Here is a 12,580-nt window from a genome sequence, read left to right on the forward strand (position 1 = left end):
TTTATTGGAATCTGCGTTTGTCCAAAAGATCTCTATTTTCTATAGGATTATCTCTATTGGCTAACGCATTGTCAATTTTTTCAATGTAGTCTAAAGAGTCGTCAATAAAGAAAACCAAATTGGGAACTTTTCTTAATTGCAAACGCACTCGTTGCGATAAATCATGTTTTATGTTTTTAGCATTGGACTTAACCGCCTCTAAGATTTCTTTGGCTTTGTCCTGAGGGAAAACGCTTAAATGCACTGTAGCTACTGATAAATCTGTAGTTACCGTAACCTTGGATACCGAAATGATTAAATTAGCTACTCCGTTTTTTCTCACTTCACCTTGGAGAATATCAACCAAATCTTTTTGGATAACCCCACCTATTTTTTTCTGTCTATTTGTTTCCATGCTGCAAAAATACTACTTTTAAGTTTTATCCCGAAGTTTCGGGACAAATTTTAAAAGTAACCTAAAAATAGTTGTGTTTGTAGGAGCTATTTCCTGCTGTTCTTTGCAATCTTTTATAAAGCTGAAAGCATTCAAAAGGCTTCCAGCTTTATAAAAGGATTTCCACTTCTATCAGGGCCTAGGGGATTTGGGAAGAAAATAAATTTAGGTTTTTGAATGAAAATTTACGAGTTTCAAAAGCACTATTAATCGTTAAACTTGAATAATTCGATTGTATTTATTTTCAAGGCTTTTGACATTATTCACAAGGTAGAAAGAGTTGCATTTGCTCTGCCAGCTTCTAATCTAGACCTATTACTTTTCTCAAAATTGCGTTTGCCAACTTGTATTTGTTTTGATTTTTCCAAATTTTAATTATCATTTACGACAAGTCAAAATTTGTTTTGTATCTGCTCATCGTAAATTTATTTGCCCAAATGAGGAAAACCGTAAAGTAATCGATTTTTTCTATGGTAGATTTGTGAGAGGATTAGAGTTATTAGATACCTTTGAGAAACGTTACCTGAAAAAAGACTTGAAAACCTTTGATTTATTCAAGAAATGTAAGGAACGGTTAGTATTCTAACATTCGATAACGGTAAATTGTAGCGGGGAAAATTAGCCGAACAGATGCCCAAAAAGATAGTAGGCAGTCCAAAAATCAATGAAATGAAAAAAATTATCTTTTTATGTTTTAGTGTAATATTCACTAATTTTACTTGGTCACAAATAACAGTAAACGCACCATCGAGTGTCGAAGTAGGTTTGAATAATCAATTTAGTTTTACTTTTATGCCTAAATCATCCGATTATCCTGCTGGTAGTAGCTCATATAAATTAACCTCTTGGTTTATTAATGACGGAAGTTCTAATATGAATAATTCTGGATATGGCTCGTATAGTAATAACTCACAATCTTTAAACACTTACAGTATTGGCCAATCACAAAGTATAAATTTCCCAATTCGATGGGAAGATAATTCAAATTCTTTGACCTCCAACATTTCTATTGTTGCAAATGTTAGTTATTATGCAGTTGATGCTTTAGGCAATACTTATCCTACTGGAAGTAGAATTCATCCTTTGACCTACACCGTAAATATTAATCGAATTTTTGCACCAACAATTTCTTCTCCGACGATTTTGGGTTGCTGTTCAAACAATGTTTCTATACAAGCTTCAAATTATGGAACTGCCAATAAATTTGTTTGGTTAATTTCAGGGGCTACTATAATTTCAGGTCAAGGTTCTCCGACAATTACAGTTAGCCCAGATCCATTACAAGCTCTTGTTACAGTAGATTGTGTTGTTTCGAGAAGTAATGGAAGTATTATGTATCAAAAATCAAAATCCAATACAATCCCAAAAACAAATAGAACAGCCTCATTTACTCCAAATTATAGTACCACTCCACCCTATGATTATATATGCAAAGGAAGTGGTGGGTTGCAAATGATTATTCCTACTCAATGCGGAATTTCAAGCATTAATTGGGTGGCTCCAAATTGTACTATCTCTGGTCAAAATACATTAACACCAACTATAACCCCTACTAGTGCGATTGCAACAGGGAGTTCAATAAATATTTATGCCGAAGTTTCTTTTATTGGTGGTTGTATAGCAACAACTCCTTCAATTTTATTTAAAATTTTAGACAGCACAACTGCTCCAACTCCTCAGGGTTATTTTACTGTAACATCTTCAAATGGTGGTTCAATATGTACTGCGGAAATATTCGATTTGTCATTTGTAAGCACAAATGGCTTTAACAATGGAATAACTACTGTTTCTCCTGAATTTCTTTGGGGCCCAGGGGATGAATTGCATTATAGAAATGGCAGACCTACAACGGTTACTGTATCTAATAAAAATCTGTGTACTGGTTTGTCAAGCAGTAAAACGTTTACTGTTTATCCTCCTGCTCCTTGTACTCCTAGTGCCAAATTATCCTCAAAAGGCAAGTCAGTAACAAGTGTTAAAGTTGAATCTACTGAGATTTTGGCTGCTACCTTACTTATAACCCCGAACCCAACAAACGGCAATATCAATGCTATGCTGCCTGATAACTATTCGGGTAATTATCAAATATTTGATATAAATGGGATTTTAGTGCAAGAAGCAAAATTTGACAATCAAACTGAATTACAAATTGAACTTTCACAAAAATTAAAATCAGGTATTTACGTTCTCAAAGTGATTACAGATACTAACATTTTTACAGGGAAAATCATTTTAAACAAATAAAATAACTTCAATTGCATTGTCTACAGGCAATGCAATTGTTTTTTTTTACAATAACTTAAATCAACAAAAAAATGAAAATCAATAAAATTTTATTCATCGCAACTTTATTAGTTGCAGTTGCTTCAAATGCTCAAATAAACAAAGGAAACTGGATGATGGGGGGTACTGCAGGATTGTCAAGCTCTAAATCAACAATTGGTGGAAGTACTACTGAATCTTCAACTTCTTTAGGAATTGCACCAAATATTGGATATTTTTTCATTGATAAACTAGCTATCGGCGCGGCTGGCCAATTCAGTTATATTTTTCCGAAAGGAGGTGACCACTCCATAAGTTCAAATAATATATCCCCATTTATTAGATATTACTTTTTAGGAAAAGAAAAGCAAATAAATATTTTTTCGGAAGTACGTTATGAAATTGTAAGATTACATCGTAGCAATTTTAAATCAGATACATTTTTAATTAAAGCGGGGACTGTTTTCTTTGTGAATAGTAGTGTTGGTATTGAAGTTGCATTAAATTATTCAACTCAAAAACTTAATCCAAACATTGAAAATCGATCCATATATTTAAATGTTGGTTTTCAAATACATTTAGAGAAAGAATGAAATAATTAAAAACGTAAAACATAAATTTTTATTATTTGGAATAAGCTATGCAATAAAAAGATAAAATTATCATCCTAATAAATAACCACAAAAGCATTTGGCAACAGCTACGTGTTATTTATGCGCGCAGCACCAACAATAAAAACTGGGTTAAACGAAACCGATTACAAATCAGTAAAAATGATTAAAAGTTTAAGTTTTTTTGTTTTTTAAATTTGGTCTGACATTTCAATATTATAAAAAACCTTTGGCTAAGGCTAAGTCCAAAGGTTTTTTTGTTGAATTTATTGGCTTACATGATTAAGATTATAAAACAATAGAAAGTTATAAATCTTTGTATTACATTTAATGATGATTAAACAAAAATCAATATGCAAAGACCTTCATTCTCCATATACGACGCATCGGCAGGTTCCGGAAAAACCTACGCACTTGTCAAAGAATATTTAAAAATAATTCTTGTTGCCAAAAAAAATGATGCCTATCGCAACATTCTCGCCATTACGTTTACCAACAAAGCGGTACACGAAATGAAAAGCCGAATCGTAGGCAGTCTTTCTGAATTTGCCAAAGAAGAACCAAGCAATAAAGCGCAAGATTTAATGCAGGATTTGGCAATTGATACGGAATTATCTATCATTGAAATCAAAACCAAATCACAGCAAATCATCAAGCATATTATTCACAATTATGCCGCTTTTGATATTTCTACGATTGATAAATTTACGCACAAAGTGATTCGCGCTTTTGCACATGATTTGAATTTACCTATGACGTTTGAAGTTACTTTGGATACCGAAAATCTGCTTGTAGAAGCTGTTGATGCCATCATCGCCCAAGCCGGAGAAGATGAAACATTAACTAAATTGCTCATCGATTTCACGATGGAAAAAACCGATGATGACAAATCTTGGGATATTTCTCGTGAAATTCTCGAAACCGGTCGGTTGGTTTTAAACGAAAATAATAGAAACGAAATCACGCATTTTCAAGATAAATCCATCACTGAATTTGTCGAAATAAAAAACAAACTGTCTGAAGCGTGCAAAGATTTAGAAAAGCAAACTATTGTTTTTGCTGAAGAAGCATTGACCTTAATTGATAAAAACGGGATTGACACCAAATCCTTTTCTAGAGGCACTTTTCCAAATCACATTAATAGTATTCAGCAAGGGAAATTCAATCCTAAGAATAAAATGTTTCATGAGTTTGATGATATTGCAATCAATAAAACGGCAAAAGATCGTGCTTTAATAGAAAATCTAATTCCAGAGTTAATCCAGATTCTAGCAACGATTTATACAAATTTCGAAAAAAGAGATTTTTACAAAGCCTTTCTTAAAAATATCACGCCACTTTCTTTATTGAACACGGTGAGTAATGAATTAGCCAAGATTCAGGAAGAACAAAATGTACTTTCCATCTCGGAATTTAATGCAATTATCCATCGGGAAATTCAAAACCAACCTGCTCCTTTTATATATGAACGATTGGGAGAACGCTACCGTCATTTTTTCATTGATGAATTTCAGGATACTTCCGAAATGCAATGGCAGAACCTGATTCCACTGATTGATAATGCACTTTCAGGTCAGGATGATTTTGGTGTAAAAGGAACTTTGATGATTGTGGGAGATCCAAAACAATCCATTTACAGATGGCGTGGCGGAAAAGCGGAACAATTTATTGAATTGAGTAAAGACCAAAATCCGTTCAATAATCCCGATAAAAGACTCGAACATTTAGATAAAAATTATCGGTCTTATTCTCAAGTAATTGATTTTAATAATGAATTCTTTAAGTTGATCTCTGGTGAATTTGAACATCCAGATTATAAAGATTTGTATGAAAACCATAGTCATCAAAAAACGAATAGTAAAACGGGTGGTTATGTTAATATTTCATTTATACCAAAAGTAGAAGCAACCGAAGAGGATGAGGAAGCGCTAGATAAAACAGAATTATATGTTTTAGCGACTTTAAATACCATACAAAAAGTGTTACGTGAAGGTTTTGAGTATAAAGATATTGTGATTTTGACTCGCAAACGAGATCAAGGAATTGCGATTGCTAATTATTTGACAGAGCAAAACATTCCGCTTTTGTCGTCAGAAACCTTGATGATTCAAAATGCAACTGAAGTGCGTTTGATAATTCATCTTTTAAAATACTTAAAAAATAACGCTGACTTAGAGGCAAAAGCGTATTTTCTGCATTACATCGCAGAGCACGTTCAAGATAAATTAGCGGTTCATGATTTCATCGCCCAAGGTATGGAACAAAAAAACGAAGTGGATTTTGAGAATTGGCTCACGAGTTTTGATATCTCACTTTCGTTTCAAAACATTCGAAAAAAATCATTGTATGAGGCTGTAGAAATTGTGATTTCAAAATTTTTGTCGCCAGAACTCGCTAAAGGTGGCGGAGCGTATGTGCAGTATTTCCTTGATATCGTTTTAGAACGTGATGTTCGTAATCAAGCAGGAATTACTGATTTCTTGAATTTCTGGGATAAGAACGCTGAGAAGTTTAGTATTCCGTCACCAGAGGGAAATAATGCGGTTCGTATTATGACCATACATAAATCAAAAGGACTGGAATTTCCAGTAGTGATTATGCCTTTTGCTGAGGAAGATTATAGTAGGAAACCAAAAGATAAATTGTGGTTGGATGCTTCCGAAATGGATTTTGGTCTGCCTAAGGTTTTAATAGACAATAGTAGTGCTGTTGAAGGTTTTGGTGAAGAGGCAAAATCAGCTTATGATTTAAAAAAACAAGAAGAGCTATTAGATAATATCAATGTTTTATATGTGGCATTAACCCGTGCAGAAGAACAATTGTATATTATTTCAAATATGAACTTAACGAGTAAAGGAGAGGTGAAGACCAATAATATGTCAGCTTTCTTTATTAATTATTTGAATAGCAAAGATGGTTTTGAACCAGAGAAATTCGAATATGAATTTGGAAATTCGGCAAAATTATCATCAGCATCAAAACATGTGGATACTTCAAAAAAGATTGAAGTAGTAGCTGAGACGTTAGATGCAAAAAACATTAAGATTGCCCAACGAGAAGCATTAATGTGGGGGACGCATCAACAAGAGTCCATTGAGTATGGAAATGTCGTACACGAAATTTTATCATTTGTGAAAACTAAAGGAGATATCGTTTTGGCTGTCGAGAAAGCGATTGAAAACGGATTGATCAATTTTGGACAAAAAGAGTTGGTCTACCAAACCATCCAGGATATTGTTAATCATAGGGAATTGGAATTCTTTTTTGCTGAAGGGAATGTTATTTTGAACGAACAAACTATTATTCAAAAAGAAGGAAGTACAATAAAACCGGACCGTATGGTAGTGAATAACAACAATGAAGTCTATTTATTAGATTATAAAACGGGGGGGCATAATGCAAAATATCAAAAGCAATTAGAAAATTATCAATATGCAATTGAGTTAATGGGTTATAAAGTCGTAAAAAAATCATTGATTTACATCGGAAAAGAAATCGATGTAGTAAATTTGTAGCTTAAAAATGAATTATTCGCAAAATCCAAACTTATAAAAAGATAAAAAATGTACGGAAAGATAAAAGAACATCTTCAAAACGAATTACAAACAATAGAAGATAACGGGATATTTAAAAAAGAAAGAATCATTACTTCTCCACAAGGAGCAGAAATTACGATTTCTACAGGTGAAACAGTTTTAAATTTTTGTGCCAATAATTATTTAGGCTTGTCATCTCATCCAGAAGTGATACAAGCTGCGAAAGATGCTATGGATACACATGGTTTCGGAATGTCATCTGTACGTTTTATTTGTGGGACACAAGATATTCACAAAACATTAGAAAGAAAAATCTCGGAATTTTACGGTACAGAAGATACGATTTTGTATGCGGCTGCTTTTGATGCTAATGGTGGAGTTTTTGAACCTTTATTAGGAGAAGGAGACGCAATAATCTCAGATAGTTTGAATCATGCTTCTATTATTGATGGAGTTCGTTTGTGTAAAGCATCGCGCTACCGTTATGAAAACAGTAACATGGAAGACCTAGAACAACAATTAATCAAAGCAAATGAAGCGGGAAGTCGTTTTAAGATAATTGTAACTGATGGAGTTTTCTCAATGGATGGAGTTGTAGCGCCATTAGATAAAATTTGTGACCTCGCTGATAAATATGATGCAATGGTAATGGTTGACGAATGTCATGCCGCTGGGTTTATAGGAGCAACTGGTAAAGGTACGCTTGAAGCAAAAGGAGTAATGGGAAGGGTAGATATTATAACAGGAACTCTCGGAAAAGCTTTAGGTGGAGCCATGGGAGGTTATACTACAGCTAAAAAAGAAATAATCGAATTGTTGCGTCAGCGTTCAAGACCGTATTTGTTTTCTAATTCATTAGCTCCTGCAATTGTAGGGGCGTCAATTAAAGTTTTTGAGCTTTTAGAAAAAGACACTAGTTTAAGAGATCAATTAGAATGGAATACGAATTACTTTAAAGCCGGAATGAAAAAAGCCGGATTTGACATTGTGGAAGGTGATTCGGCTATTGTACCAGTTATGTTATATGATGCTAAGTTGTCCCAGACCATGGCAGATGAATTATTGAAAAAAGGAATTTATGTAATTGGATTCTTTTTCCCTGTAGTTCCTAAGGATAAAGCAAGAATTCGTGTTCAGCTATCTGCAGCACATACAAAGGAACATTTAGATAAGGCGATTTCAGCTTTCATTGAGGTTGGACGTTTATTAGATGTTGTATAATTATTATTGAAAGTTATGAAATTGCCACTTTTTGTGATTTTAAAGGGTTTTTTTTAACATTTAGTTTTGTAATTAATAAATATCGCATTACTTTTGTTTGTAATTAACTAAATTGTAATTAAATAAATTAAGTATGAAACATCTTAACAAAATTTTAGTTGCTGCAATGATGGTGATGGGGTTAAGCTCTCACGCACAAGACAGTAACAACCCGTGGGCTATCTCTTTTGGAGTTAATGCCGTAGACACTAGAACAAGTGCTGGTGGTGGAAATGGATGGTTGGATCAACATTTTTCTCAGCCATTTGCTGTTAAAGATAATTGGAATGTTCTTCCTTCTGTATCTTACATTGGTATATCTAAATACCTAGGAGATAATTTCTCTTTTGGTGTTCAAGGATCTGTGAATAAAATTGAAAAATATGTAAAATTTGATCCTACTGCAACAGGTCATGATTCTCGTGGAATGGTTGTTTCTAATCCTGGAGATTTAATGTATTATGGTATTGACGCAACGGTTAAATATAGCTTCATGAGCTTAATCAACTCTAAAGTTATCGATCCTTCGTTACACGTTGGTGGAGGTTATACTTTCTTTGGAGATAGTAGTTATGGTACTGTAAATCCAGGTGCTGGATTAACTTTATGGTTTACTGAAAACATAGGTTTGTCATTTGAAACAAGCTATAAAAAATCATTTGGTGATAGAGAAGATGCTTCAGGTACTCCTGATGCTCCATCTCACTTCCAACATACCGCTGGTCTTACTTTCAAATTTGGAGGAAAAGATACTGACGGAGATGGAATTTACGACAAAGATGATGCTTGTCCAGAAGTTGCAGGTTTAAAACAATTCAACGGTTGTCCTGATACTGATGGAGACGGAATTATCGACGGAAATGATGCTTGTCCAGATGTATTTGGTTTAGCTGCATTAAACGGTTGTCCTGACACTGATGGAGATGGTATAGCTGATAAAGATGATGCTTGTCCAGATGTATTTGGTTTAGCTGCTTTAAAAGGATGTCCAGATGCTGATGGTGATGGAATTACTGATAAAGATGATAAATGTCCTACTGTTGCAGGTCCAAAAGAAAACGCAGGTTGTCCTTGGCCAGATACTGATGGAGATGGAGTATTAGACAAAGATGATAAATGTCCTACTGTAAAAGGAACTGTTGCTAACAAAGGTTGTCCTGAAGTTACTGCTGAAGTTATCAAACAATTAAACGAATATGGTAAAACAATTTTGTTTGATTCTGGAAAATCTACTTTCAAGAAACAATCTTATACAGTTTTAGAATCTATTGCATCAATCTTAAAAGAATATCCTAATTCTAGATTTATGATTGAAGGTCATACTGATAGCGATGGTTCTAATGCTTTAAACCAAGATTTATCTCAAAATAGAGCTCATGCCGTTAAAAATTACTTAATTGAAAATGGTATTGCTGCAGATAGATTAGAGCACACAGGTTATGGTGAAACTAAACCAATTGCTACTAATAAAACAGCAAAAGGAAAAGCTCAAAACAGAAGAGTTGAAGTTTCTTTAATTAAAGAATAATTTCTTCTAAAATAATTATAGAAAACGCCTCGATTTATCGGGGCGTTTTTTTTATTTTTATGAAATGATAAATACTTCTTTTTTAGATAAAATTGCACATGTTTTAATTCAAGATTACTCCGATAAATTATCGAATACAATAGTAGTCTTACCTAATAAAAGAGCCAAGATATTCTTAATCGAAGCCTTAAAAAAACAAGTAAGCTCTAATGTACTTTCTCCAGAGATTATTAGTATTGAGGATTTTATTCAAGATATTGCGGCTATTCGTACGGTAGATCCTATTGAATTATTGTTTGAATTCTATGAGGTTTATTTGTCAGTTACCGAAAATTCAAGCCAACAGTCCTTTGAGTTATTTGCAAATTGGGCCAAAATGCTTTTGCAAGATTTCAATGAAATTGACCGTTATTTATTAGATCCTACTCATGTTTTGTCTTACCTAAAAGACATTGAGGATATCAAAAAATGGGGAATAGAGGTAGAGAACAAAACCCAACTACTAGAGAACTACATTGACTTCTGGAAATTACTGCCCAATTACTACCAATCATTATATGCTCATTTGCTAAAAAAAGGGATAGGCTATCAAGGTTTAATTTACCGTCAAGCAGTAGAAAATCTTATTCATTTTTCGAAAACAATCACCGATAAGCATTACGTTTTTGCAGGCTTTAATGCCTTAAATGCTTCTGAAGAAAAAATTATTCAACACCTTATTGCTGCTGATCAAGCTAAAATATATTGGGACGCAGATCAAACGTTTCTAAATGATCCCTATCATGATGCAGGGCTGTTTTTAAGACGATTTAAAGCGAACTGGAAACACTATAAATCCAATCCTTTTGAATGGATTGTAAATGATTTTTCGGAAACAAAAAATATCCAAGTCATTGGCACACCAAAAACAATTGGTCAGGCCAAAATTACTGGAAGTATAATTGAAAAAATCATCAACAAGAATCCTTCAGCTTCACTTGATAAAGTAGCAGTTGTTCTTGGTGAGGAAAATGTGTTAGTTCCCCTTTTGTATTCGCTACCCTCAACCGTTGGTGCTTTGAATATTACCATGGGGTATTCGAGTAAAAACAATCCAGCTCAAATTTTGATTGCAAAGCTTTTCAAGATGCACACCAATGCCCTGTCTCGTAATGCTAAAAATTATGTGTTGTATTACAAAGATGTCTTGGATATTTTGACACATCCATTAGTGGAACCCTATGCCAAAACATCAGGATTGGTTACTATCATCAATCAAAATAATTATACATTTATTACCCATCAAAAGGTGATGGAATTAAATCCTGAACCTACTGATTTGTTTCTACTATTATTTAAAAAATGGGAGCAAGGGTCAATTGCAGTTTTAGATACTATTTCCGGTTTATTACTGACCATTAAGAACAACTTGAGTAATGATAATGAAGAAGAAAAAATTACAAAAGCCTTTGTTTTTGCTATTTTTAAGGTCATTAATAAATTGATTAATTATTATTCACAACACGAACATATTGACAAGATAGACACTTTACATGCTATTTACAAACAAGTAATTGATTTGGCGGAGGTTTCATTTGAAGGCGAGCCACTCAATGGTTTACAAATCATGGGTGTCCTTGAAAGTCGGGTTTTGGATTTTGATACCGTAATTGTTACTTCTATGAATGAAGGGAAGTTTCCGGCAGGAAAATCACAGAATTCTTTTATTCCTTATGATGTGAAACGCGAATTGGGATTGCCTACTTTCAAAGAAAAAGATGCGATTTACACCTATCACTTTTATCATTTACTGCAACGTGCAAAAAACATCTATTTGCTGTATAACACCGAAAGTGAAGGACTGGATGCAGGTGAAAAAAGCCGATTTATTACACAGCTAGAAGTAGAGAAGCAACGCAATCATAATCTTACGCACGAAATATACAATGCTGTGCTACCTGAAACGGCTTATACGCCAATGAAGATTCAAAAATCGGAAGCAGTGATGACGCGATTGAAGGAAATTGCCACTGTTGGTTTTTCACCTTCGGCATTGACAAGCTATATCAGGAATCCGATTCAGTTTTATTTTCAGAAGATTTTACGCATTCGCGAAGTCGAAGAAGTCGAAGAAAATATTGCGTTGAATACGTTAGGAACTATTATTCATGAAACATTAAAAGTCTTGTATGAGCCTTTTATTGGTAAATTCATAGCCGAACATGACATTCAAAATTGCTTTAAGCAAATAGATGCTGAAGTACTTATACAATTCAAGGCCGTATACAAACAAGGAGATATTAAAAAAGGGCGAAATCTACTCGCTTTTGAAGTAGCTAAACGCAATGTGTCTAATTTCTTAAAAGTAGAATTAGTAAGTATCAAAGCAGGTGATGCGATCAAAATCATTGCCTTAGAACAAACTTTTGAACGGACGTTAACGCACCCAAGCTTGCCTTTTCCTGTATTGATAAAAGGGAATGTCGATAGAATCGAAGAGCGTAACGGCACTATCCGAATTATCGATTATAAAACGGGTAAAGTAGAGAAGTCGAGTGTGACTTTGAAAACGTGGAAAGGACTAACTGAAGAAATTAAAAACGATAAGATCATTCAGGTTTTGGCCTATGCTTTCATGTATGATAAACTAGCGGATTCAAAACCTATTGAAGCTGGGATAATTTCGTTTAAGAATTTAAAATCAGGATTTTTACCTTTTAATTTTAAAGAGGAAAAAGACAGTGAATATGTGATAAACGATATTATTATGGCTAATTATTTAGAACAAATTGTGTTGCTTTTAAAGGAAATTTTGGATGAAAAAGTACCATTTGAGGAAAAAATAATTTAGTGAATTGTGAGACGTGAAATGTGAAAAGTTATAATTGAGAATCATATGCGTGATTTTTAATTAGCATTATTTTGTCATTGATATTCTAGAAATTTATTTTCTTTACAAAAAAGAGCAACT

At 33.5% G+C, this 12,580-nt stretch carries 7 protein-coding genes; 6 read left to right on the forward strand and 1 reads right to left on the reverse strand.

Annotated features, from left to right (window positions below; genetic code table 11):
- Position 1 precedes the first annotated feature (1 nt).
- On the reverse strand, positions 2 to 394 hold the full coding sequence (gene rbfA, locus AB3G33_RS04790) for a 30S ribosome-binding factor RbfA (RefSeq protein ID WP_367756553.1): 393 nt from the start codon (positions 392 to 394) through the stop codon (positions 2 to 4).
- A 708-nt stretch (positions 395 to 1,102) separates the two neighbouring features.
- On the opposite strand from rbfA, the gene AB3G33_RS04795 reads away from it, so the two are divergent.
- The 6 genes from AB3G33_RS04795 to AB3G33_RS04820 all read left to right on the forward strand — a co-directional run bounded on the left by AB3G33_RS04795 (position 1,103) and on the right by AB3G33_RS04820 (position 12,460).
- On the forward strand, positions 1,103 to 2,677 hold the full coding sequence (locus AB3G33_RS04795) for a T9SS type A sorting domain-containing protein (protein WP_367756555.1): 1,575 nt from the start codon (positions 1,103 to 1,105) through the stop codon (positions 2,675 to 2,677).
- Between the two features lie 71 nt (positions 2,678 to 2,748).
- Positions 2,749 to 3,288, forward strand: coding sequence for a hypothetical protein (locus tag AB3G33_RS04800; RefSeq protein ID WP_367756557.1), 540 nt, complete (start codon positions 2,749 to 2,751; stop codon positions 3,286 to 3,288).
- A gap of 371 nt (positions 3,289 to 3,659) precedes the next feature.
- On the forward strand, positions 3,660 to 6,821 hold the full coding sequence (locus tag AB3G33_RS04805; protein WP_367773027.1) for a UvrD-helicase domain-containing protein: 3,162 nt from the start codon (positions 3,660 to 3,662) through the stop codon (positions 6,819 to 6,821).
- Between the two features lie 48 nt (positions 6,822 to 6,869).
- Positions 6,870 to 8,063, forward strand: coding sequence for a glycine C-acetyltransferase (gene kbl / locus AB3G33_RS04810; RefSeq protein WP_367773029.1), 1,194 nt, complete (start codon positions 6,870 to 6,872; stop codon positions 8,061 to 8,063).
- A gap of 133 nt (positions 8,064 to 8,196) precedes the next feature.
- Positions 8,197 to 9,630: an OmpA family protein gene (locus AB3G33_RS04815; protein ID WP_367773030.1), complete on the forward strand. Its 1,434-nt coding sequence runs from the start codon at positions 8,197 to 8,199 to the stop codon at positions 9,628 to 9,630.
- Positions 9,631 to 9,694: 64 nt separating this feature from the next.
- Positions 9,695 to 12,460 (forward strand): PD-(D/E)XK nuclease family protein, encoded by a 2,766-nt coding sequence (locus AB3G33_RS04820; protein ID WP_367773032.1) that lies wholly within the window; start codon positions 9,695 to 9,697, stop codon positions 12,458 to 12,460.
- Positions 12,461 to 12,580: the final 120 nt, after the last annotated feature.

This window comes from Flavobacterium sp. WC2421, assembly GCF_040822115.1.
Classification (GTDB): domain Bacteria; phylum Bacteroidota; class Bacteroidia; order Flavobacteriales; family Flavobacteriaceae; genus Flavobacterium.

Excerpts from the sequence above, each read along its gene's own strand:
- rbfA (WP_367756553.1), bottom strand. The coding sequence starts at position 394 with ATGGAAACAAATAGACAGAAAAAAATAGGTGGGGTTATCCAAAAAGAT.
- AB3G33_RS04795 (WP_367756555.1), top strand. The coding sequence starts at position 1,103 with ATGAAAAAAATTATCTTTTTATGTTTTAGTGTAATATTCACTAATTTT.
- AB3G33_RS04800 (WP_367756557.1), top strand. The coding sequence starts at position 2,749 with ATGAAAATCAATAAAATTTTATTCATCGCAACTTTATTAGTTGCAGTT.
- AB3G33_RS04805 (WP_367773027.1), top strand. The coding sequence starts at position 3,660 with ATGCAAAGACCTTCATTCTCCATATACGACGCATCGGCAGGTTCCGGA.
- kbl (WP_367773029.1), top strand. The coding sequence starts at position 6,870 with ATGTACGGAAAGATAAAAGAACATCTTCAAAACGAATTACAAACAATA.
- AB3G33_RS04815 (WP_367773030.1), top strand. The coding sequence starts at position 8,197 with ATGAAACATCTTAACAAAATTTTAGTTGCTGCAATGATGGTGATGGGG.
- AB3G33_RS04820 (WP_367773032.1), top strand. The coding sequence starts at position 9,695 with ATGATAAATACTTCTTTTTTAGATAAAATTGCACATGTTTTAATTCAA.